This is a genomic window from Wolbachia endosymbiont of Dactylopius coccus (genome assembly GCF_977011065.1).
In genome coordinates this window covers 831,536-855,477 of sequence record NZ_OZ347065.1, presented here as the reverse complement: position 1 = coordinate 855,477, position 23,942 = coordinate 831,536, and the positions used below count along the sequence as shown (strand labels likewise).

17 protein-coding genes and 7 pseudogenes are annotated in these 23,942 nt (G+C 35.6%); 7 read left to right on the top strand and 17 right to left on the bottom strand.

Translation table 11 applies throughout. From position 1 onward, the window contains the following. Positions 1 to 103: 103 nt before the first annotated feature. On the top strand, positions 104 to 652 hold the full coding sequence (gene rsmD / locus ACWHVF_RS04680; RefSeq protein WP_064125164.1) for a 16S rRNA (guanine(966)-N(2))-methyltransferase RsmD: 549 nt from the start codon (positions 104 to 106) through the stop codon (positions 650 to 652). Positions 653 to 752: 100 nt separating this feature from the next. Here the strand turns inward: rsmD and ACWHVF_RS04675 are convergent. The 6 genes and pseudogenes from ACWHVF_RS04675 to ACWHVF_RS04650 all read right to left on the bottom strand — a co-directional run bounded on the left by ACWHVF_RS04675 (position 753) and on the right by ACWHVF_RS04650 (position 6,115). Further along, positions 753 to 1,567: pseudogene (locus ACWHVF_RS04675) on the bottom strand (IS5 family transposase). A gap of 59 nt (positions 1,568 to 1,626) precedes the next feature. After that, a complete protein-coding gene (locus ACWHVF_RS04670) occupies positions 1,627 to 3,012 on the bottom strand; it encodes a phage portal protein (RefSeq protein ID WP_064125533.1) in 1,386 nt (461 codons plus the stop codon). Then, positions 3,012 to 4,070, bottom strand: a complete 1,059-nt coding sequence (locus tag ACWHVF_RS04665) for a PDDEXK nuclease domain-containing protein (protein WP_082860948.1) — start codon at positions 4,068 to 4,070, stop codon at positions 3,012 to 3,014. Before ACWHVF_RS04665 ends, ACWHVF_RS04670 begins: the two co-directional genes overlap by 1 nt. Further along, positions 4,070 to 4,294, bottom strand: a complete 225-nt coding sequence (locus tag ACWHVF_RS04660; protein WP_064125532.1) for a gpW family head-tail joining protein — start codon at positions 4,292 to 4,294, stop codon at positions 4,070 to 4,072. Before ACWHVF_RS04660 ends, ACWHVF_RS04665 begins: the two co-directional genes overlap by 1 nt. After that, positions 4,294 to 4,827, bottom strand: a pseudogene (locus ACWHVF_RS04655) (terminase gpA endonuclease subunit); the annotation flags it as partial. The pseudogene ACWHVF_RS04655 and the gene ACWHVF_RS04660, both read right to left, overlap by 1 nt. 327 nt (positions 4,828 to 5,154) lie before the next feature. Continuing rightward, positions 5,155 to 6,115: pseudogene (locus tag ACWHVF_RS04650) on the bottom strand (IS110 family transposase). Between the two features lie 243 nt (positions 6,116 to 6,358). Between ACWHVF_RS04650 and ACWHVF_RS04645 the strand changes: the two are divergent. After that, a pseudogene (locus tag ACWHVF_RS04645) lies at positions 6,359 to 7,119 on the top strand (IS5 family transposase). Between the two features lie 42 nt (positions 7,120 to 7,161). On the opposite strand, the pseudogene ACWHVF_RS04640 reads toward ACWHVF_RS04645, so the two are convergent. Continuing rightward, a pseudogene (locus ACWHVF_RS04640) lies at positions 7,162 to 8,144 on the bottom strand (IS630 family transposase). A gap of 284 nt (positions 8,145 to 8,428) precedes the next feature. On the opposite strand from ACWHVF_RS04640, the gene ACWHVF_RS04635 reads away from it, so the two are divergent. Genes ACWHVF_RS04635 through ACWHVF_RS04625 form a run of 3 tightly spaced genes read left to right on the top strand, consistent with a single transcriptional unit; the run spans position 8,429 to position 10,201 of the window. Next, positions 8,429 to 8,788 carry a ferredoxin family 2Fe-2S iron-sulfur cluster binding protein gene (locus tag ACWHVF_RS04635; protein ID WP_064125547.1) on the top strand — a complete coding sequence of 120 codons (360 nt, stop codon included), beginning with the start codon at positions 8,429 to 8,431 and terminating at the stop codon, positions 8,786 to 8,788. Between the two features lie 2 nt (positions 8,789 to 8,790). After that, complete coding sequence (locus ACWHVF_RS04630) at positions 8,791 to 9,822, top strand: hypothetical protein (RefSeq protein ID WP_064125548.1); 1,032 nt, start codon at positions 8,791 to 8,793, stop codon at positions 9,820 to 9,822. Further along, the gene (locus ACWHVF_RS04625) at positions 9,806 to 10,201 is read left to right on the top strand and encodes a cytochrome c-type biogenesis protein (protein ID WP_064125549.1); all 396 of its coding nucleotides are present in this window, start codon (positions 9,806 to 9,808) and stop codon (positions 10,199 to 10,201) included. Before ACWHVF_RS04630 ends, ACWHVF_RS04625 begins: the two co-directional genes overlap by 17 nt. Here the strand turns inward: ACWHVF_RS04625 and ACWHVF_RS04620 are convergent. Genes ACWHVF_RS04620 through ACWHVF_RS04610 form a run of 3 tightly spaced genes read right to left on the bottom strand, consistent with a single transcriptional unit; the run spans position 10,194 to position 12,405 of the window. Then, a complete protein-coding gene (locus ACWHVF_RS04620; RefSeq protein WP_064125550.1) occupies positions 10,194 to 10,949 on the bottom strand; it encodes an Rpn family recombination-promoting nuclease/putative transposase in 756 nt (251 codons plus the stop codon). The two genes, ACWHVF_RS04625 and ACWHVF_RS04620, sit on opposite strands and share 8 nt — an antisense overlap. Continuing rightward, positions 10,946 to 11,425, bottom strand: a complete 480-nt coding sequence (locus ACWHVF_RS04615; RefSeq protein WP_447933211.1) for a group II intron maturase-specific domain-containing protein — start codon at positions 11,423 to 11,425, stop codon at positions 10,946 to 10,948. The genes ACWHVF_RS04620 and ACWHVF_RS04615 overlap by 4 nt, the downstream gene beginning before the upstream one ends. A 53-nt stretch (positions 11,426 to 11,478) precedes the next feature. After that, on the bottom strand, positions 11,479 to 12,405 hold the full coding sequence (locus ACWHVF_RS04610; protein WP_447933210.1) for a reverse transcriptase domain-containing protein: 927 nt from the start codon (positions 12,403 to 12,405) through the stop codon (positions 11,479 to 11,481). A gap of 699 nt (positions 12,406 to 13,104) precedes the next feature. Between ACWHVF_RS04610 and ACWHVF_RS04605 the strand changes: the two genes are divergently transcribed. Further along, a protein-coding gene (locus ACWHVF_RS04605) for an IS630 family transposase (RefSeq protein ID WP_447933057.1) occupies positions 13,105 to 14,116 on the top strand; the annotation gives its coding sequence in 2 pieces (ribosomal slippage) (positions 13,105 to 13,566 and positions 13,568 to 14,116; 1,011 coding nt in all). Here ACWHVF_RS04605 and ACWHVF_RS04600 read toward each other — a convergent pair. The 6 genes and pseudogenes from ACWHVF_RS04600 to ACWHVF_RS04575 form a co-directional block, all read right to left on the bottom strand. Next, entirely contained in the window at positions 14,095 to 14,391 is a 297-nt protein-coding gene (locus ACWHVF_RS04600) for a head-tail joining protein (protein ID WP_064124771.1), read from the bottom strand. The genes ACWHVF_RS04605 and ACWHVF_RS04600 overlap by 22 nt on opposite strands. A gap of 102 nt (positions 14,392 to 14,493) precedes the next feature. Then, positions 14,494 to 14,577, bottom strand: a pseudogene (locus tag ACWHVF_RS04595) (major capsid protein); the annotation flags it as partial. An 82-nt stretch (positions 14,578 to 14,659) separates the two neighbouring features. Beyond that, positions 14,660 to 16,034, bottom strand: a pseudogene (tnpC, locus tag ACWHVF_RS04590) (IS66 family transposase). Between the two features lie 145 nt (positions 16,035 to 16,179). Beyond that, a complete protein-coding gene (locus ACWHVF_RS04585; protein WP_064125481.1) occupies positions 16,180 to 16,842 on the bottom strand; it encodes a TenA family protein in 663 nt (220 codons plus the stop codon). Positions 16,843 to 17,486: 644 nt separating this feature from the next. Continuing rightward, the gene (locus ACWHVF_RS04580) at positions 17,487 to 17,924 is read right to left on the bottom strand and encodes an IS1096 element passenger TnpR family protein (protein ID WP_064125483.1); all 438 of its coding nucleotides are present in this window, start codon (positions 17,922 to 17,924) and stop codon (positions 17,487 to 17,489) included. A gap of 221 nt (positions 17,925 to 18,145) precedes the next feature. Next, complete coding sequence (locus ACWHVF_RS04575) at positions 18,146 to 19,768, bottom strand: TomO hydrophobic C-terminal domain-containing protein (protein ID WP_064125484.1); 1,623 nt, start codon at positions 19,766 to 19,768, stop codon at positions 18,146 to 18,148. Between the two features lie 86 nt (positions 19,769 to 19,854). Here ACWHVF_RS04575 and ACWHVF_RS04570 point away from each other — a divergent pair. After that, a protein-coding gene (locus ACWHVF_RS04570; protein WP_447933022.1) for an IS630 family transposase occupies positions 19,855 to 20,866 on the top strand; the annotation gives its coding sequence in 2 pieces (ribosomal slippage) (positions 19,855 to 20,304 and positions 20,306 to 20,866; 1,011 coding nt in all). Positions 20,867 to 21,534: 668 nt separating this feature from the next. On the opposite strand, the gene ACWHVF_RS04565 is transcribed toward ACWHVF_RS04570, so the two are convergent. Next, positions 21,535 to 23,655: a host RNA manipulator TomO gene (locus tag ACWHVF_RS04565; RefSeq protein ID WP_128081719.1), complete on the bottom strand. Its 2,121-nt coding sequence runs from the start codon at positions 23,653 to 23,655 to the stop codon at positions 21,535 to 21,537. Positions 23,656 to 23,942: the final 287 nt, after the last annotated feature.

The following is a 23,942-nucleotide window of genomic DNA, read 5'->3' as shown; positions in this document are numbered from 1 at the left end:
TTTCTTACAGGCAACTCGATAGCTTCTCTCTATTAAACTGCTAAAGCCATATTGACATTAATCATATAGTATAAATAATTAATTATTTTGGAGCTTATTTAATATGCTACGCATCATTGCAGGCAAATATCGCGGAAGAAAAATAACTACAGGTAAGCATTTAGCTGCACGGCCAACTATGAGTATTGTCCGAGAAGCAATATTTAATATGCTTTCCTCAAGGAAACCTATTTATAACTTGAATGTACTTGATTTATTTTGCGGAAGTGGCTCTTTTTCATTTGAAGCGCTTTCTCGCGGCGCTAAACATGCATTCATGGTGGATTCAGATTATTACAATTTGCAATTGCCTAAAAAAACAGCAGAAGATTTTGGAATTACAAACAATGTCACGCTAATTTGTTGCAGTGCTAACAAATTGCCACAACCTATTTCAAAATGCGACATAGTTTTTATAGACCCGCCTTATAATAGTAATCTAGTTGAATCAACGTTGAATGGACTAGCTCACTCAGGCTGGTTAAGTGATGATGCATTGATAATTCTAGAGATTAGGAAAAACGAAGGTTTTGAGTGCAATAAAAACTTTAGTATAATCTTGGAACGTACCTATGGTATAGCAAGAATAATTTTTCTTTCTCTATTAACTTAAACTTGCATATGCTTTTCATTGATGAGTTCCAGTTCTATTTTCGTCAAGTTTCCGGAGAAATTACTTATTCTGTACTGCCCTAGGCTCTGTGGACAAAATTTTAGAGAAGCCATATGAGAGCTCCAACAAAATTTAGAAATCCCATGTAAACCTCTGCGGTCTTGTCAAATCTGGAAAAAATGCGCCTAAAATTTTTAATTTTACCGAAAAAGCACTCAATCAAATCTTATAGCTATCATGCCACTGTTCCTGATCTCTATTTTATTTTCACCGCTGAAAAGTCTATTGACGTTCTTTATAAATATGCTCATCATAGTATCTTTGCACTTTTCGATTCCTTTTTGATGGAATTACGATTTCACATTTCCTGTTTTCAAGGCTGACCACAAAAGCATTGCTGTCATAACCCTTATCAGCTACTACAATGGAGTTATAGACATTTTTTGTTAATACTTCAGCTTGTGTAATTTCATTCCTCTGGCCAGGAGTAAGTATAAATTTTAAAGGATTTCCCAATGCATCAACAAGTGCATGAATTTTAGTCGTAAAGCCACCTTTACTTCGCCCTAAAGCCTCTTGATCCTTCGAATCTTTTGTATATCCAGCCGAACATGGATGGGCTCTAATGATCGTACCGTCGATTATGACGGCTTCTAAATCTGGCTCTTGTTTTGTGTACTCCAATAAATTTTTCCAAATACCCCTTTCGCACCATCTCTTAAATCGTTTGTGTATACTTCTGTAATTGCCATAGATTTTCGGCAAAAGTCGCCATTGGCAACCACTTCGCGCCATATACCACACTGCTTCTATGAATATTCTTAAACGTTTTTCGTCTTTACTATGCATTCCTTTTATGCCTTTTATGAATTCTAAAATTTGTTTCCAATTTCTTTCTTTTATATAATATTCCATTCGGTAGTTTCTCCATTTTTATGTTCATTTGGTTAAACTACCACTTTTTTTCTCCCTCTTCATATTTTTTGTCCACAGAGCCTAGCACGTCTTTGGTCCTCAGCAATTTCTTGGTCTATTTCTTCAATATCATAACCTAGCTCTAAAACTACTTCTGACCTGCTCTTAAACCCATTCCTTACCGCCATTTGCTGTGCTTGCTGGTCTTTTAGCGGATCCACCCAATCAAATCCTTGTGGTATCCATTTTACCTCTTTCGCCGCTTCTTTTGCCCACTTTTCACCTATGTCTAGTTCTCCAGATAGTATTGCTAACTCTAACCACCTATCCCATACTGGACGGCAAAATTGATATACCATTATGTTATGCTGTAACATTCCACACCTCCGCCGAAACTCTATTAACCCTGCTCTTATCGATGAATAATTAACCCCGGTAAGATCTCCTATTAGCTGCTCGTAAGTTATTCCCATGCCTACTGCTATTGCCCTGAGCTGCTGTTTCATAAATGCTTCATAACTTCCTCCAACATCAGATGGTTCCGAAAATTTGATATCTTCTCCTGGATCTAAAAGTTGCATAGTCCCAGGTTCTAAGCCTGACAGCGCTACCCCTTGTTCATTTGCTTCACCTTCTCCTAAAATATTTGCTTCTGGATCGAGTCTCGTAATAAATCCAGCAAACATTGCAGCAGTCTTTTTTCGTACTAATTCTGCATCGTCATATTGATCAAGTTCATAGAGCTTTAACAGTACACTGGACAACCATGGTACTCCTCGAATCTGCCCAGGTCTTAGTGGTCTGTAGATATGTAAAACATCATTTGCTGGTACTCTCACTGATTCGCCAAACGAGCCTTCACCTGGATGTTCTCGAAAAAGGTAATACGCTTCTCTTTGCCCAAGTCTATTGAACTCAATGCCATTTCTGATTACATTACCGTTGGCAAGGGTTTGATTGCTCTTATTGTCTAAATGCTCTGATTCCAGTACTTGCAGTTGCAACGGCACACAAAGTCCATCTTCTCGTTTTCTTGTTCGGAGTCTTACAAAACATTCTCCTCCTTCTATCATGCTCCTACAAACCAAAGCTTGTAATCCATAAAAATCACTCACTCCGCTACTGTCTGCTTCATCCGTCCATCTCAGCCATAATTCTTGAACTCTTTTGCGAAACTCTGCATCTTTGGCTTTTGACTGCGGTTTTATTCCTGTCCCAACAGAGTTACTTACTATCGTATCGATGATGTTTGCCGCATAGGAGTTCTTTCTTACCATGTCACGTGAACGACTTCGTAAAGTTTCAAGACTATGCGAGAGTAAGCTATTTATACTTCCTGTCTCTGGTTGAAAGTGCAATAATCTCCTTCCTGAACCTGATGCATCCCACGCTGAGCTCTTGATTTTTGGTTTGCGGAATAATTGTTTGAATGATTTGAGTAGCATTACTTTTCCTTGTCTGAAACTTTTGATAACTCAGCTTCTAACTCTTCTATTGTTGGTAAAGCTGTTTTTACCTCTTCTGGTAGATTTTCAGTGATTTGATACTCTGCTAACCCTATTGGCTTGTTCATGTCACGTAATGCATACTCGGCTACAACACCGACTTTAGAGCGATAGAGGATAAGACCAATTGATGGATTATCACCTGGCTGTCTTAATAAATCATCAACTGCTGAAAGGTAAAAATTCATCTTTCCAGTGTATTCTGGCTTGAATTTCCCTGCTTTTAGTTCAATTACAATATAGCAACGAAGCTTAACGTGGTAAAAGAGCAAATCCAAATAGAAATCTCTATCTTCAACCTGTAAATGGTACTGCCTTCCTAAAAATGCAAACCCTTCACCAAGTTCTAAAAGGAAACGTTCTATGTGAGCTACAAGAGCCTTTTCTACTTCCCTTTCATGCGCTTTTTTACCAAGACTCAAAAAATCAAATACGTAAGGATTTTTAAGCGTTTGCTGTGCTAAATCTGATTGAGGCGATGTAAGCTTATTCCTAAAGTTTGTTATTGATTTACCTTCACGTTTATACAAATTTGTTTCAATTTGCATCGACAAGATATTGCGAGACCAGCCGTGTTCACGCGACTTTTTAGCATACCAAAATCTTTCTTCTTTGTTTTTAATTTCATACATTATTACGATATTGTGACCCCAAGGTAATTGGTCAACAGCTTGTTGACGAATTTCGTTTTCGCTATATTCTTCCGCAAACCTTCTCATATACTTTAGATTTTGAATACTAAACCCCTTCATATCAGGAAAAGCATCTCGCAAATCTTTACTTAGTTGTTCAATAACTTTCGCTCCCCAGCCATATTCTTTTTGCCGTTTTAAGATTTCTGTACCAGTATAATGATAAAGCAAAATAAGCTTACTATTAACCGCAAGTGCTGCTTTGTAACGACTAGTAGCAATATGTTCTTTCAACTGCTCTAAAAATTCTGTATATTCTTTTCCTATAATTTTTGTCATAGTGTTCCTTTCAACGATTTTTATCATTATATGATCCCTTTATTCGTTGAAAAAACAATTTTCCTCTTTGGCTTCACACCTGCGATTTTCAATTCAGATTTAATTCGTTGTCTTAGGGCCAATAGATCTTTTATCTGAATTTCTGCGTACCTAACCACATGATCACCATATGCAATCGATACTACTCTCTCTCCGCTCTGTAGCTTCTTTATCGCTTCTTCTACTTGTGTTAAATATTCTTGGTTGTACATCAACTTTTCTCACTCAACCATTGACTTCTTCTTACTCTCTTTGACTTTTTAGCTTTTTCTCCTACTAAACTTTCCCACTTACTCTCTGGCCACCTATCTATTCCCAGGGCAATAGACGCTGCTCTTGCGTAAATTCGGCAATCTAGTACTTCATTTCGGTCTCTTATCTTTTGCCATTCTTGCTTGGTATATCCTTTTACTACCTTGGTAATTAGTTGCTCTGCGGTTAGCTGCTTAAAATATTCAGGTGGATACTCTGGAAAATGACAATACCCCGGCGCCCCTTCTGTTAAAACATTAAGTAGTTGGAAAAGCTCGGACTTCAATATCGATACCCCAACTGGCCACAGCTTCATTCCTCTCTTTAGCTTTTGTCCGCTAACTGTTACATCTACTCTACTTGGGCTGCTAAGTGGCACTAGCGCTTTGTTTGCTCCTTTTACTGCCATTACTCTCCCTGACCCCTGGTGACCTCTTACCCAGTTGTATACTTCTTGTGTTGCATATCCAGCATCTACCGCCATCATACTAAGAGCTTGTCCGCAAACAAGAAAAGGGATAGTATATGAGTTTTAGAATGGGGTTAGAAATGAGAAAAAAGATACTGTCCTTGCTGTCAACAAATTATTTGATAAAAAAGAATAAAAAATAACAAGAAAATTTAATTTAGGCTTACATCTTCTATAAATTAGTATAACTGTGCTTTTAGTTTGTGTAGAAGCACAGTTACACTACCGAGCACTCTGCTAAAACCAAAATAAAACGATACAATACACAATCTACTATATTACCAAAACTCCGAGCACGGTGCTTTATATTGAATACTCAAAACCGTTACACAATCTCACGTACCGTTAACGTTATTTCACTAAATCACCATTAAATGGTTGATTGTTTTTAAGAATTCCAAAAAATACGTGCATTAGTTTTCTCATTAATGCGACAATTATAACCATTGGACACTTTCCTTTGCTTGTTAAACGCTGGCAAAATTTTTGAAAGTAAGGGTTGAAATTTTTGACTACTATAGCTGGCATATAAAGAGCTTTGCGAATGCGCTCAGATCCTATTTTGCATATTCGACTTTTTTTGCTTACGGAAGATCCTGATTGATAATGTTCTGGATTTAGGCCAGCAAAGGCTGTGAATTTCCTAGCATGATCAAAATTATCAACTAATGGCATTTCTGCAATAACAGCAATAGCAGTAAGATGTCCTACACCTTTCACGGTCTTAAGATTTTCTATCATATTTTTTAGGTGTGGGTAGTTATTGATATGCTCGTTAATTTCTTTCTCTATGGCAGCAGTTTGTGTGTCTATTGTAGTAACTACCTCAAGTATGGCTTGTTTGCAACTGGAATACATATTTTTATTTTCCAAACGATTCATCTGTTGCAACTTGTCATCTTTAAGTGCTTGCAAACAACGATAAAAGTCTCTTAAACGCCTAACTTCAGGAGGGGCAGGTTTCCAAAGGTTAGGTTTGTTAGCAATACAAAATCTAGCAATCATAGCAGCATCTGACTTATCTGTTTTGTTTCTAAGTAGCTCACTTTTGCCAAAAGCTTTGATTTGGGCTGGATTTATTACACTTACATTATGTCCCAGGTCGTACATAAAGTTAACTAAATCTTCACCATAACAACCAGTTGCTTCGAGACAAAGATGAATAAGGTCTGCTCCATGATCAGGCTACAAGCTTTTCAAAACCCTCTTGATTATTGTGAAAAACTTTATGTCGTTCTTTGTTGTTTATCAATAAACAAGCATCAAATTTCTTTTTAGAAATGTCTACACCTAAAATAGCATTGACTTGCATAAAATTTCCTCCAGGACTATAACGAATTGAGAGTTTAGACCAACCTTGTAATACGGGATATAATTCCAAAGATACTGTTCGGTCTTTTAACTCTACTGGAAGGGGAGCAAATCTTTTTTACGGCCTTACTGGCTATTAGTACCCACACAGCTTCACCCTTCCTGTAAGATACTTTAGCTCTAACATCTTACTTCTTGAAGATACAAGTATCCAACAGATCTAAGTGAAAGAGAGTGGTAGCTAATAGAGAAACACTTTAGAGTATCATACAAGAAAGGAGGAAGGCCGCTGAAACATAGCAAAAGAGAGGTATTATCTGCAATTTTTTATGTACTACGCACAGGATGTCAATGGCGCTATTTACCGCACGCCATGGAAGACAGTATATGAACAATTTAGGAGATGGAAGAAGCAGGGAATTTTTGAGAAAGTGAATTATGATATCACTAAATATAGCAGGTCAAAAAAGGGAAGGAATGAGGAGCCAAGTGCGTGTATAGTAATCGGTAAAAACGACAGAAAAAGGGGGGTTAAAGGTTATGATGGGAGTAAAAAAGTAAAAGGTAGAAAGAGGCATATAGTCACCGATACTCAAGCTTGGTTGCTATGTCGGAGCTGCGAATGAAAATGACAGAGATGGTGTGAAAATAGCGCTGGATAATATGAGGAAAAAACACACTAATGTTAGGAAGATGTGGGCTGATATGGGATACCAAGGAAAAGATTTAAAGGATCACATAAAGAGAGAATATGACATAGAAATTGAAATTGTCAAAAGGCCTCCGTGCAGATTTTGGGTGCATAAAGATACACCACCAGAGCTATTACCAAAAGTGGAGCCAGGATTTAAAGTGCAGCCGAGAAGGTGGGTTGTAGAAAGGACTTTTGCTTGGATAAATAGGAATAGGAGGCTATCGAAAGAATATGATTTGCTGACAACATCTACTGAAAATTTTATATATCTGGCTATGAATAGATTGATGTTAAAGAGGGAATATGCCTAAATTTAGTAGTTTGCGGACAAGCTCTTATACCAATTCTCATTACTAGTGAATCAAATAAGCGGCATTGCAGAGTTTTTTAATTGTAGAGTGAGAAAGAGAGGTAATAAATTTGCATAAAGCGCTCTCAAGCAAAGCAATAGTATCGTAGATTTTGTTACGCAAAATGTTCTGTTTTATATATAACCAAAACCTCTCAACAGGATTGAGGTCAGGTGAGTATGGTGGTAGGTATATAATGTCGATATTTTTAGGTACTTTTAAATTTTTTGACTTATGCCAACTAGCACAATCCATGATAAGAAATGCCTCCCTTGTTCCTAAATATTGTGACATCTGCTCAAGGAATATATTCATACAATCAGTATTGACGTTTGGTGCGAATAAGCTAGAACTCTCTCCATTTCTGGGATTAACTGCACTGTAGAGATAAAAATTTTCCCTACCTAATTTTACCTTAACTTTTGTTCTGACGCCTTTTTTAAACCATCCATGCCCGGTCTTTGAATGTGTGCCAAACCGCGATTCATCGAAGAAAAATAGCTCTTTTTCAGGATACATGACAATAGTTTCATTAAGATTTTTTTTTAAATTCCTCTTGTTTACTTTTATCTTGTCCGTTATGCACTGGTCTTGGTGTGATATATGAGAATTTCATTCTTTGCATATTACGGTGTACTGTAGATTTGCTAAACCAAACTTTTCTTGAATTCTTATTTTCATTTCTTTTATAGTAATATTGGGGTTTTCCTCTATCCACACCTCAACTTGTTCACGTTGACTTTGATTCAATATAGTTTTTCTACGGCGTTGAGGCGGAGCAAATAATTTTTCTTCTCTGCCAAATTTTAGGTCATGCAGTAAGTGCCTTTCTTGAAATGCAGCATATCTTTGCTACGGCTGTTATACTGTGCTTTTTTGCTGCAATTACAGCATTTAGTTTTTTTGCAACATATGCGTTATTTCTTACTTTCTTCAGCATTTCTTTTGCTCACTTTTTCATCCAATAATTTTGATCTTAATGCCATTTAAACCTCGCTATTTTACTTACTTCAGTATGGCTTTTTTTCTATTATTGTCTATCCGTTACTTATGTAGCGGGAATTGGTATTAGGAGCACTCGGATGACAAGAGAAGGGCTACTCGGATGACAAGAAAGGGCTACTCGGATGACAAGAAAGGGGCTACTTGAATGACAAGAAAGGGGTACTTGGATAACAAGAAATAGGCACTGGAATTGCAAAGAGTTTGCAAATATTAGTTATTACCTGTAGGATATAGAGAAATTAGTAAGGATTTTAATAGGAATAATATGCCATCTGTTACTTTTGTTTTACCTGATGGGAGTAAGAAAAGCTATGAAGCTGCAGAGGGAGAAACTCTGCTTAATTTAGCCCACAGAAGTGATCCAGATCTGCTTGAAGGTGCATGTGAAGGCTCTCTTGCTTGTTCTACATGCCACGTGATTGTTGATCCAGAATTTTATGATGCTGTAGAAACGCATAATCCCATATCTGATGAGGAAAACGATATGTTAGATCTAGCATTCGGCTTAACAGAGACATCAAGACTTGGGTGCCAAATAAAAATCACAAAAGATATCGACGGTTTGTGTGTAACCATACCAAGGGGTACAAGAAATATATCATTGGATAAACAGGGGAATAATTAGCTATGCGTAAGATTTTTATCTATATTATCATCTCTTTACTTTTGTTTATTCCTGTAGCGTATAGTGGTTTTTGGTATTTTTCTGCATGTAAGGTAAAAAATCTTTTAGCTGAAGCAATACTATACATTAACGACGAAAAGTTCGATATTTCACATGATTTTAGTGGATTTCCTTCTAACCTAATTTTTCGTGTGACAAACCCAAAATTTTCCAATGAGCAATTAACCATCTCATCTGATGCTTTATTGATAAAAAATAGATTGTTTGATAAATCAGTATATATCTACATACCAAGCAATGAAGTCAACATTGTTGTTCATGGTGATGAGAAAAAGAATATAAAATGCCACACAAACGATAGCAGCCACTTTGTTGTTAGACTAAATGATTTACCATCTTCATTGCGATTCAACAGCGTGATAGACTATATAGATACACTTCGTTACGAAGATTATGGATTAAAATGTGATGTTTCAGAAAATCAGCAAAGTGTTATAACTGAAGTGAATGATAAAAGCAATTACATTCAATTTCACCTCGATAAAGCACTGAATGGAAATACTAAACTAGGATTTGATTTTTATACTTATCGGTATAAAAATACTGCAAGTCCTGAAAGTTACCTTAGTATCGACACTAAATTTGATTACGAATTTGTAAACCACATCTCAGCTTCCAGAGTTAATTTCAACATAGAGAAATTTTTAATTCAAAGTAATAATTTTTCTCTTGCTGCAGATGGTGGAGTGCAAAATTATAATTTGGTTACGTCTTCATTTAAAGACAAAATCAACGTGGCTATATCAAATTATAAAGAATTAATCTCGTTTATGATTGGTGACTCAAAAACTTCAGATGCGTTTGGAAAATTAATGTCTTCCTTATCAGAAAAAACAACTGATGATGGCATTCAATTTTCAATAAAGTACGATGATGATGTAGGGTCAAGCTTTATTGGAAAGTTATCCACCACTGATTTTATGAACCAGCTCAGTAAAATAACCCAATTAACCAAGGATGAGAGCAGTAGTTAGTTTACTTTTCATATTGATATTTCACTCAGGCGTAAATGCTTTTACTCTGGATAATAAACTCAGAGATAAAAGCATGGAAAAACGAGCAACCAGTTTATTTGAAATAATAAGGTGTCCAATATGTTCTGGCGAATCATTGTCTGAATCTGGATCTCAGATCGCGTATGATATGCGAAAAGCAATTCGTAAAAAAATCAATGATGGATACACAGATGAAGAGATAATCTCAGAGTTAAAAAATTCTTACGGCAATTCAATTATAACTACCCCACCTAGCACTTACATTTTGTGGTTTATTCCACTTACAACTCTGCTTATTGGGTGTTTTTTAATACGAAAGTATATCAGTATGTCCAGTATATTTAAACCTTTTATGTAATGTAACCGTTCACACTTAATTCTTCAATCTCACTAATAGAAAGGCCAGTATACTTGACAATAGTGTTGACATCAACATTATTAGCCAGCATTGCTTTTGCGACTTCAATTTTTCCTTTCTCTATACCTTTCTCTTCAGCAAGATCAAGTCTGTATTCAAGAATGGCTTCTTCTTTCCGTAGATCCATTATTCTTTCTTCGTAAGCTACTAGATCTTTTTCATTCCAGTGAAACTTATCTAATTCATCATATGCTAGCTTTATTATTGGTGATTTTTCCGCAATTTTTCTGAGATCTTCGTCCGTTGTTTCATCTGCATATTTGAAAAAAAATAGCCAACGGTCTACTACACTTTCTAGTTGTTCTTCTCTACTCTTAGGAAATTTTGGCAGCTCTATGAAGATAAATTGAAAATCTTTTAAGTCATGCTCATTGGTTTTCTCATCTCTTATGGTATGGCTAGATATATAGTCAAGCTTATCAGGGAATAAGGTACAATTTGAAATCGCGATAAAGAAAATCTTCTTTAAATCAACGTATTTACCAGATTTATCAGCTTGTCTTGAGTAAGCCTTAGCAGCGTAAAGTTGTGCACGTTTTTCAAAGCCTTTATCACGAGTGAGCTGGTTAGGTAAGGAAGTAGTATTGCTACTACTTCCTCCCTTAGAAACGCAGCATGCAGGTTTCCCCACACTACGCTTGAGCCCCTTATCTAAGTCCTTCTTTTCTCGAACCGGCTTGTCCTTCATGATTCCTCAGAAAACATCATTCTTAATGGTGACACCAACAGTAGAGAACCTTCTCTTGAGAAAGAGCTTGCTAACATTTTTGTTTGTTTCACTCTTTCATCAAAATACTTTTTCCATTTTAAGTCAAGTGGATTTGCATCCGCCCTGATTTTAACATGTCGTCTGATAGGTATATCAATCAACCTAAGCAGCCTTAAATACCTTATCTCTTTCGGTTTGTTCTTGCATATGGGTGCAGCAAAGACCCATTGGCGTTGTTTCATTACCTTGAAGTAACGATTCTTTGTCCAACGTAATCCTTTACGAGGATGTCTTTTCTTTGCCCATTTCCATAGAGCACACATAATTTCATGGTCTATTTTGTTAAAAGCTCTTTTCGCACACACATGGCTGTAGTAATTTCCCCATCCCCTTAATAGGGAATTGAGCAACTTGATTAGTACTGCCTGAGTGTTCGCTATGTTTGCCTTTATCAATGTACGTGCTTTATTAAGAAGTTTCTTAATACTTTCTTTTGAAGGTTTTATAATTAACTTCTTATTATACCTGCTACATTACAACCAAGAAAGTCAAACCCTGTTGTAATAGATGTAATTTTTGTTTTCTCTTCGGAAAGGATAAGACCTCTCTCCTGAAGAAAGGACGATACTAGAGGTTTTACTTCATTTTCCAGTAACTCATGTGTGAAACCTGAAATAATAAAGTCGTCTGCGTACCTGATTAAATTTACTCCACTTCTGATTTTGTCTCTTCTTTTGCTACCTAATTTACCAAAGCGACTTTCTAATAACCGTTCAAGACCATCTAAGGTAAAATTAGCTAGTATTGGAGAGATGATACCACCTTGTGGGGTACCTGCAGTTGTGGAATACAGAGTTTTTGATTCTAGGAAGCCAGCTTTTAACCAGCTATGAAGAATTTTCTTCTCCATAGGAATATGCTTCATGAGCCATTCATGGTTAATGTTATCAAAACACCCTTTAATATCACCTTCGAGTATCCACTGTAGTTGGTTACGGCTTGCCAGTAACAAGTGACAAGCCACAGTAGCGTCTGCGCAGGATCTTTTTGGTCTAAAGCCATAAGAGTGACGATCACTGATCGTTTCAGCTATCGGTTCCAAAGCAAACAAGTATAATGCTTGCATGGCTCTATCTTTTATCGTAGGGATTCCAAGAGGTCTTCTTTTGCCATTAGATTTATTGATATAAATTCGTTTTAGCGGGGAAGGTTTATATCCTCTTTGCTTTAACTGCTTTATTCCTTGAATTTTAGCATTGCAAGTTAACCACAGTTGACGATCTACACCTGCCGTGTTTTTTCCGTGGTTTTCAGTTACTCTTTTAACAGCTAAAGCTTTGCTACTAAAGGAGCGTGTGAGAAGATGTTGTAAAGTTTTCACCTTACCCCATCTTCCTTGTTGGACAGCCTTAACAATACGTCTTTGTAGCCTCATAACAACTTTTTGGCATTTCTTCCAGGATAACTGGTTTCATGCTTCGGAATTGTTGGTGGGTGCACTTACAGTTTTACTTGTAATCATCTGCTTTCCTACCTTAAGTGGTTAACAAAGTTTCTTGTCACGAGGGACCAAATGGAAGTCTGCTCGTTTTCACGCGAATTAATGTTACAAATTCTATCCATTTCATTACAAACTGGCATTCGCTTTCTCCATTTTCCTTTACCTGCACTTCCATCAGCATTCCTTGCAGTTTGCTTGCCGTATAGGCGGAAATACAGGCTTACCCTGTTCCTTCTGTCATACAATAGTGGGTTAGGTGGCTTCTCTATACCGGTGGAATTATTATTTGCGTACACCCAGAGATGAAAAATGTAACTTATCCACATTACCTTTTGGTCAGAGCTTATCAGCATCTTTAGCTCTTTCATTTTAACGATACTTATGAAGCTTCACTTACGTTCACCATACCACTAGCCTAGCCCCCCAACCACGTGATGCTCGTAGTTTATGCTCCTCTTACGATTACACATCTTCTTTTTCAAGAGGAGGTTCATTGTCCGCATCGCTCGGCACCAACTGGTTACCCGATTCGCACTGATGCGTAGACTCATACCAATTCCCATTACACGGCAAACAGATAGACAATAATAGAAGACAAGCCATAATGAAATAAGTGAAATAGTCGAGGTATAAATGGCACTAAGATCAAAATTATTGGATGAAGAAGTAGTAAAATCAGCAAAAAAAATGCTGAAGAAAGTAAGGAACAATGCATATGTTGCAAAAAAACTAAATGCTGTAATTGCAGCAAAAAAGCATAGTATAACGGCTGTAGCAAAAATATATTGCATTTCAAGAAGCGCACTAACTTCGTGGATAAAACTCTTGAAATTAGGCAGAGAAGAAAAATTGTTTGCTCCTCCACAACGGCGTAGAAAAACTAAATTAAATCAGGCTCAACTACAGCAAGTTGAAGCATGGGTAGGAGAAAATCCTAATATTACCATTAAAGAAATGAGAATAAGAATCCAGGAAAAGTTCGGCTTAAATATTAGCAAATCTACAGTACACCGCTATATGCAAAAGATGAAATTCTCTTATATTACACCAAGACCAGTACACAATGTACAAGATAAAAGAAAACAAGAGGAATTCAAAAAAAAATCTCAACGAAGTTATTGGCAAGTATTCTGAAAAAGAGCTGTTTTTCTTCGATGAATCGCGGTTTGGCACACATTCAAAGACCGGGCATGGATGGTTTAAAAAAGGCGTCAGAACAAAAGTTAAGGTAAAATTAGGTAGGGAAAATTTTTATCTCTACAGTGCAGTTAATCCTAGAAATGGGGAGAATTCTAGCTTGTTTGCACCGAATGTCAACACTGATTGTATGAATATATTTCTTGAGCAAATGTCTCAATATTTGGGACCACGAGAAGCCTTTCTTGTTATGGATTGTGCTAGTTGGCATAAGTCGAAAAGTTTAAAGGTACCTAAAAATATTGAGATTATATACCTACCACCATACTCACCTGAACTCAATCCAGTTGAGAGGCTTTGGTTGTATGTAAAACAGAACATTTTGCGCAATAAAATATACGATACTATTGCTTTGCTTGAGAGTGCTTTGTGTAAATTTATTACTTCTCTTACCTACTCCACAATTAAACAACTCTGCTATGTATCCTATTTGAATGACCAACAATGAGAATTGGTATCAGATGGCAAAACATCTGGTTTAATAAGTTTTAGGATTCTTTCAGTTTCTTTCTGAATGAATTCCTCTCCTTTTAAACAATATGACCGAAGACTTTCAGGTCGCACCATCTCCCCCACAAATTGTCCTTCACCAATCTCGTATAATTTATCCGGTTGTTGTTTCAGTATCTGTACCTTGTATGACTTATCCTTTGATTCATACAATGCTTGCTCTCCTAAATGTGTAAAACAATCTTTCAATAATCTTTTTATTTTTTCTTGCATATTTTACCTTTATGCACTAATCTCTACATGCACGCTAAGAAGGGGCATACAGGTAGAGCATTTCTATGCCTCACCACTTTTGTAGTTGCTCTACCAGTATTGTTATGCTGCAACGACCTTGACTAATATTCCTGGACGATGGCACATTGGTAAAGGATTTGACTGAGAGATTGTCCACAAATCAGTAAATTCAAGCATATTCCCTCTTCAGCATAACCCTACTCATAGCCAGATATATAAAATTTTCGTATCCGTTCAGCAGAGTGGTTTAAGAAACAATAGATAGGAGATTTTGGAAAGGGTTTAGCCCCTTTTGTTTCCATGTTAAGTATAATGAAATTATCCGTTCGAGGAATGTGTTTCCTTGCTGTGATTGTGTAAAATATGAGTTTTTACGGTAAACGACATAGTGTCGTATCTGTTGTTCAGCGTGATTATTTGTCAATGGAATATTTTCTGAGTCATCTAAAAAATTCCACATCATTCTTTCAGATTTCAAAATATTTTTCGCAACTCGAGAAGCTCCAATTGCTTCAGGTAAACGGCTTCAAGTAACATCGTGTACGCTTTCGCAATTTTCTTGCGCGTCTGGCAAATCTTAAAACATCTATTTCACTTTTTAGTAAAGCTTTTTTCAGTGCAAATAATTCAGTGGCTACGTTTCTCAAGTAACAGCCCAGAACTTTGACTTTAATATTCCAACTATGCGCTAACCTTTCAAAATCTCTTGATAAATGTGCCCAGCAGATTTGCCTGTTTTTATCGGCAAAGTAGTTGTATGCTGCGTACCTGTCGGTTACTACTAAGCTATTGCGATTGCAGAATTTACTACTTTGTAAAACTTTCATTCCTCTTGACTCTGTAAATTTTACAAAACTTGCCGTATTGCTTGCAAACATCCAACACCAAGCGAGTTTACCTTTGTTATAATGGCTCGTTTCATCAATATGTAGAACTTTACTCCTACTTATCTCTTGTTCGATCTGCTCATACATTTTTTTGCATTTTGAAGCAACTCTATGTTCACTATTTGATATGCTACCGACGCTTATGTTCAAATTGAAGATATCATTTACGACACTCGCTATTTCGCGTTTTGAATTTTTGTAAAACCCGCTGAACGCTGCAATTATTGACTTAACCCTTGGTCCAAATGTATCTGACGTAACACCTTCTGGTAACTTACTGCTTCTTCTTTTCCCGCATCTCCGGCAACGGCCATGCTCTAATTGATATTCTACTACATAAGGCTTGATTTCCGGAAGATCAACTTTTTGATGAATGTAAGGTTTCCCACATATTCCAATCTCTCCTCCACATTCGCAAGTAGATGACAACTTTACTTTTATCACCTCATCTGCATCCATTTTGGCGCGAAAACTTCCTTTATGACCAACCTGACCACCGACGTTTCTGTCGCTCTTTGGCTTGTCCTTTTTTATTTTGTACAACTCTCTAGAGCTTGGTAGAGATAAATTTCTTGAGTTTAAACCAAGCCTCTCCTTTAATTCAGCGTTCTCTATCTTTAAAGCCTTGTTCTCTGCTTTTAAACTTTCATTCTCTCTTTCCAGCCTTTCTATTTTTGCTTCTAACTTTTCTATTTTTTGCTGTAAATTTTTGCAAAGTTCTAAAAGGTTTACCACATTACCTCACTTTTGCTCTATGATTATCTTTTTAGATCACCTTGTCTACCTTATTCTGCCACTCCGCTGAACGGATACCATTGGCCCATTTATACGACTAGCGTGATAGAGCATTGGATGCAGCAAAGCCATCTGGATAAAAAAATCAACATTTTGTATTATCAAAAACACGGATTCCATAGACATCGTGGTGAAAGTGCCATTGCAAAACAGTACTTTTATAAAATGCATCACACATTTGCTGCTTTATAGTTTCTGTTGTTTGCTCAGCAAGACGGTCAAAAATTATAATAGCTTTATCAACACTTACTAAAAATTCTTCACTAGAGTAAGCTTGTATCCAGTGTACAAAAGGGTTATTCTCTACAGAGTTTTTTGCAATATAACTTCCAACTTCCCGATAGACTAAAAAGCAAGGTAAAACTGCAGAGATAGCAACCTCAAAAGACTCAAGAATAGATGTATAGCGTAAGTAGCTTGTATAAGCCAGAGTTGCTGGTGCAAGTTTACCTGTTTCTTTGAAGTTAAACTCTCTTTTAAGTAATGGAAGCAAAGTTTGTTGTTCAGTAATACAATCAGATGAAAACTTCAGAAGTTGTTGAGCATATTCAACACTTTGAGAACGTGCTGCAATCATGGCAAAAATATTCAAACAGTCTTTTACAAAAATGGAATCCTGTTCTAGGTAGTAGCAAAATCTTTCCCTTGATAACGTTCCTTTCATCAATTCTTGGTTAAATGGATGATTGACAATATCTTGACAAATACTCCCTGTTGCTTTTGATACTATTTCTAATAGCTTAGTCATTGTGCTTCTCCATAATTCCGTTAAATATGGACAATATAAAGAGCTAAAATAAGCCCATATGAATGCTCACGCTTATACTAATATCGCACAACCACTCAAGCGTAAAACCTCTGCAGTAATGAAAACTCTATATACTTCCACAATCATATGTGAAGATAAATATACCTACACTGCTACATATTAGACAAGTTTATTTAATTAAGGTCAAGATCTTTTTCTCAAGTAGATTATTGTAAAGAAAAGTTCCCACAGAATAAGCAGTAGCGCTATATCCTGAAATTCATATCATAGTGGTGGTTGGGGCGGGATTAGCATGTATAGGTTTTACGCTGTACAGTACTCTAAATCCCAACACCAAGCTCGAGAAAGTAGAAGATTTGGAACAACTTACCGCTCAGCCTTGTTTGAATCCAGCATAATTGGCATTTTTGTGGTCTTTTATGCCGTTAAATCCATAGATTCATTTGCTGCGGTTTTTATGGGGTTTACAGCAGTAGTTGTAAAAGATGATCTAAAAGTACATCCGAAGCCTAAAGTGCGATTCTAAGGTCACCTCTGGTGGTTGTTTTTTTCTTTAACGTACTACAAAGTTTAAAAAAATAAGATTTAAGAAGAATTTGATAGGAAGTAACATCTAAACTCTATTACTCATCGTCATAGTCAGGATATTGTGGAGGTGCAGCGCCTTTTCTTTCAACCACAACCGGGTATTTTATACTATCTTTAGGATCACTTATACCTAAACACTCCACTAAAAACATCCAATCGTCACCATAATCAAAAAGAAATAGCATTTTTTTGTTAAGTTGAAAAACTTTATATATGTAAGATTTTTTTACACTTTTTTCATTATCATTAACTGGATCACCAAAATCATAAAATAACGTATACGCTTCTGAGCTTTCGTGAATATCTTTAATGTTATCATAAAAACCAAACGCATGATCAAACTCAAAGTCAAAAGCACTGACAATCTCTTTTGCAAAAGCATAGAGACTAGTTTTACCTTTCAATGCTATTTCACGATAGATTTTTTTGTTCAGAGAGACTTTAAATAAGTATACTTTTTCTTTATCATCCACCTAATTTACCTTTAACTTATATAAATTAACCAATAGCGAAAAAATAACACAAGTCAAGCTTAATGCATAAACCTCAAATAACTAGCGGCAATAACGTTATCTAAGTGGAGAAAGTTGCCTCTCTTTACTCAACTTTATGACCTTAAAAAGCTATTTAAAAAACCATAAGTTTAGAAAAACCTCTAAAACTTAACCTCTATCCCTTCTCAACTTGGGCTATTTTAAACTTCCACAGCTATAGGATCAACACCATTTTTAACTTCAACATTACTAAGCGCTGTATTTGCCTTATATGAACAGTAAAATCCTACTGCAAGAAAAGTTAATGCAGCTACAGCGAGTGAAATACATATTACTAAATGAAACATTGTTAAACTTGCACCAACAGCAAATACTCCTGACAACACAAAAGAAACAGAGGCATAATTACTTTGCCTTTTACTATGAGTGCTTGCCTTCGACAGCTTTTGATTTTTACAACTTAGCTCCTTAATCTGATTTTCCAGCTTGCTTTTGTTTTCAAGTTGTCCATGTGTATTATTTAACTCTTTGACTCGAACATCATTACTTTTTAGTTGATCATTTAGGCCTTCAATGTGACTGTCTTTATTTCTTAGTTGCTCATTTAGTTCTATGATGTTACTGTTTAGGTTCCCAATTTGACTGTCTTTTTCATTCACGATTTTTTGTGTAACCTCTAGATCATTCTGTAGTTTAGTATTTTTTTCAGTTGTAGTTTTTAAATTGTCCTTTAATTGAGTATTTTCTGCAGTAAGTTGAGTTACTTCGCTAATTCTTATACCCAATTCTTTCTGTACACTATCCAACTGCTCATCTAGTTGATTTTTTTCTTGAGTAAGTTGATCTATTTGACCATTTAGCTTGTTAATCTCTTCTTCAGCTTGAGCTTTTGTATTCTTAAGTTGTTCAGTAAGGTTAGTTACTTCATTAGCTTTTCCAACTGATTCTTGCTGTAGCTTTTCAAGCTGAGCTTGTGTGCTATTAAGTGCCTTAGTTTTTTCAACCAAGTCTTGCTGTATACTATTTCGCTTTTTCTCTAGTTGACTTTTTTCTTCAGTAAGCTCAGTTACTTCCCTAGTTTTGCTATTCAGCTCTTTCTCTTTCTTCTTGAGCTCATCTTGCAGTTTTGTTTTCTCTTGCTCTAATTGAACTTGTACACCCTTCAGCTCTTCCTCTTTCTCTGCAAGCTGAGTTTTCATGCTTTCAAGTGCCTGAGTTTTTTCATTCAATTCTTTTTGTAGCTTTTCAAGCTGATTTCTTGTATTCTCAGATTTCTCTTGTTCTGATGAGCTTTTGACTCGCTGTTTTGTATTTGTAGGCATTTTACCCTCCCTGGAATTATGGCTTATAAGGTTCTGTATTGTTTTTTTATTTTCACCGTCACTACCGTTGCTTTCAGTTACTATAACTTTAGAATGTGCTTTACTACTATCACCTTGGGCATTCGACCCAGTTGTATTGTCTAAAGAGTTACAACCTAAACTCAAATCTTCCATTTTAAGATCTTTATTCTTCTTGCTCAACTCTTCTGAGAACTCTTTTGCTTTTTTAACTTGATCATACAATATTTCCTTGAAATACTTACTAAGCTCATCACCTTGATCAGTAACGAATACACGACGTTTAGCATTATACGAAAAATTCTCATTGAGAATGGAAAATTTTATACAGTGATGTGCACTTAGAGCCTTGTTTAAATCTCCTACTTGTTTGTCTATTAATTGCTCAATCAGTGCTTCACTTTCTTCTAAGAATTTGCACATATTAACCAATTCTTCTGACAATTCATTGTAATTTACTAATTTTTTTAAGATTTCTTTCACTAATACCAATTCCCATTACACGGCAAACAGATAGACAATAATAGAAGACAAGCCATAATGAAATAAGTGAAATAGTCGAGGTATAAATGGCACTAAGATCAAAATTATTGGATGAAGAAGTAGTAAAATCAGCAAAAAAAATGCTGAAGAAAGTAAGGAACAATGCATATGTTGCAAAAAAACTAAATGCTGTAATTGCAGCAAAAAAGCATAGTATAACGGCTGCAGCAAAAATATATTGCATTTCAAGAAGCGCACTAACTTCGTGGATAAAACTCTTGAAATTAGGCAGAGAAGAAAAATTGTTTGCTCCTCCACAACGGCGTAGAAAAACTAAATTAAATCAGGCTCAACTACAGCAAGTTGAAGCATGGGTAGGAGAAAATCCTAATATTACCATTAAAGAAATGAGAATAAGAATCCAGGAAAAGTTCGGCTTAAATATTAGCAAATCTACAGTACACCGCTATATGCAAAAGATGAAATTCTCTTATATTACACCAAGACCAGTACACAATGTACAAGATAAAAGAAAATAAGAGGAATTCAAAAAAAAATCTCAACGAAGTTATTGGCAAGTATCCTGAAAAAGAGCTGTTTTTCTTCGATGAATCGCGGTTTGGCACACATTCAAAGACCGGGCATGGATGGTTTAAAAAAGGCGTCAGAACAAAAGTTAAGGTAAAATTAGGTAGGGAAAATTTTTATCTCTACAGTGCAGTTAATCCTAGAAATGGGGAGAATTCTAGCTTGTTTGCACCGAATGTCAACACTGATTGTATGAATATATTTCTTGAGCAAATGTCTCAATATTTGGGACCACGAGAAGCCTTTCTTGTTATGGATTGTGCTAGTTGGCATAAGTCGAAAAGTTTAAAGGTACCTAAAAATATTGAGATTATATACCTACCACCATACTCACCTGAACTCAATCCAGTTGAGAGGCTTTGGTTGTATGTAAAACAGAACATTTTGCGCAATAAAATATACGATACTATTGCTTTGCTTGAGAGTGCTTTGTGTAAATTTATTACTTCTCTTACCTACTCCACAATTAAACAACTCTGCTATGTATCCTATTTGAATGACCAACAATGAGAATTGGTATAAGTTATCTAATATCTGATTTTTGCACTTCTTCCTGTCTTGCAAATAAAAATTTAAAATCTCTAGACAATCACTTGATAAACACTCCTGATCAAAGCGCTGATATTCAAATGACAAGCCATGATCAATTTTTGCCCATTTTCTTTCTGTTACACCTGTATCATTTGTTTCTACTATTCCAAAATTCTCTAAGTTAAAATCGAATTCCCTAAATATCAGGCATGCAGCTAAAAACTTAGCGAAGTATTTGGAATTTCCTACGCTTTTTTGCAACTCCCTTTTAAATTTATGTTGAATTTGTTCTTCTAAACAGTTCTTTAAATTGATCTCGCTCTTTGTAACTGCTTTCTTTAATAGATCGGCAAAAGTATTAAAATTAGGCAGAAATTCCGAACCCAAAAAGACTTGATCCTGATCGTCTTCAATTAGCCAAATTTTTGGTGATTTGCCAAACAGTGCTAGTCTATATAGCGGACCAGCAATAACTTCTGTTATAAATGATCGTACAGAGTAGTTATTGTTAACATTCAATGGCTTAATAAAAAACTCTACTCCTTTGCGCATAGCAAACCGCCCACCGGAAGAAGCCCTAGTATATCTGCTTTCGAATTGTTTAAACTCTGAATATTTGTGAAGAATTCTGCTTTCTAAACATTTTTCTAAGGCCTTTTGATTTCCTCTCTAGGTTCAACACCACGTGGCACTTCTGTAAACTTAGTCATATCTTTTATACCATCAATACACTTTTGTAATTGCTCAACAGTTGTAGAAGAAGCATTTTCTGAAATAGTAGCAAAACTTTCACGAAAAAGCTTTGTATTACCTTTAACTAAATTCAATACTTTTTCTAAAAATACAATGTTATCAGCATTCGATGCAGTTTTCAACATTAAATCGTAAATTTCCCTTCTACCGCGAGTTCCTATGTTTTTCAGGATTTGTTGCTTTAGTATTGTAATAACTTTATCATCTGCAAATGCTTGTTCATATACATCGTAAATGGCATGATCTGCACTATTAGTGTATCGTTTGCACAAGTATTCAATGACAGATATGCGTTCTTGACTTATCGCAGTTTCTAACAAGGTAGCAAAGCTCTTTTTTAATAACTCTTCTGTTGAGGCTTTTTTAGTTGGCTCATTAATATATCTTTCAAATGCATCCAGCACTATCGTGATGAATTCTTCATTTTTGATCAGAGACGCTGTTTCAAGTATACCATATACAGGATGAGAGGCGTTGTTTTGTAAAATTTCTTTCAGATCTTGAAGAGCATCTTCATTAATAAAAACTTTATCTAGTAATTCTTGTTCTTCCATTAATGCTACAACTGAGAAAAAACCAATTTCACTATCTTCAAGTAGGATCGTTTGGCTTCTTAAACTTTGGTAAAGATCGTGAAATTTTTCTGTAAAGATCTCAATATACTTTTGACTACCAACAAGCAGAGGTAAAAGACCTAAATTTCCTTCAGCAAAAAGCACATCTTGGTGTTTCTCTGTCAACTCATCATTAGCAGCAATTGTCAACAGTAACAATTCTTTTACTGAGTACCTGCTACCATTTCCTTGAGGTCGAAGCAGCATTAATATGCGGCTCAGTACATATTGATTTTTAATTTGCGATTGTAAATTTAAAACTCTCTTAGAAAACTCCATGAAAAGCCCTGCTTCTTCTGGACTGTCAAAGTTGCAAATGAATTGACTTTTGTAATCCTGAATATTATTTATAACCTCGGTTAACTTTGCATCATCATTTTCATTTATTGCTTTACTTAGAATGTCCTGTATTTCACTCAAAGTTAAATTGTAAGGGATATTGACATATGAATCCTCTAAATCTTTGGGCTCTACCCCTAATTTTTGATTAAATAAGCCTATAAGTTTAGTATTACCTTTCTCAGTGGCAATATCCTTAGATGTTTTTCCATCAGTATTTTTAACTGTTAAATCAGCTCCTTTCTCTAAAAGTAATTTCACAATTTCAATATCTTCATCTGTTGAAGTCGTATTATTTGAGAAATACACTAGCATTAAAGTATTCTGTCTATGAGAAGTATATTGCAGCAGAATTTCCATCGTCTCCTTTGTATACTTACTGCTTTGATTACAGCTATTAGCAGCAATTACTTCTTCCAATTTAAGACTTACATCCATTTTTGCTCCATGTTGAAAAAGCAAATTTGCTAGATTGTGGTCATTATTTTTTAGAGCAATAAGAATTGGTGTTTCACCAGAAAAGGCACTCACTTTATTAACATCAGCTCCATGATTCAATAGTAATTCTGTAACATCTCTGTTTCCTTCCCTGCATGCATAACTTAAAGCTGTGCCACCATCAGACGTAACAATAGCATCAATGTTAATCTTCTCATCTTTTTCGGATAAAACATCTTGATAAAATTTAAACCAATTAGTATATGCACAGGCATTATTAACGAAATAACGTAACAAAACTGGTATTTGTTGTACTTCATTCCGGCCCTGAACTTTACATTCGTACAACGAGTTAAGATCTATATGATCTATTAACAATTTCGCCTTTTCTAAATCTCCATTTTTAAAAGCTTCATTAGCCCGCTTGCGCTGCCTATCTACTTTGGCTTTTTCACACCTCCCTTTTTCACCTGTAAGTGAAATGTCTTGAACTTGAACTTTTGTCTCAAATTTTAGCTTTCTTTTTTGTTCTAATTCCTCATGAACAGAACCCTTCAATTCTTCATAATACACAGGCGAATTAGTGCCAACTTGTTGATTTTTACTATTAGTATCAAGAACCATATTTCTCACTCACTATAATTAGTTTATTGTATTACTAAAAAACAATTTTGTCAAATAAGCCTTAACTAGTAGCAATGCCAATTCAATTGTTTACTTTTCTAAAAACATAAAAATAGTACGTATATTTGCGAGAACACGTTGCGTAAAAATAGGGTTGTGAAAATAAAAGCGTAAAATTGTTGCAACAAAGCTAAGCAAATCAGTTCATATCTAAATGTGACCAAAGTAGGCTAATATAGCGGGTTTTGAGGTATAGTAGAATTATTATAAAGAAAAGTTCACACAGA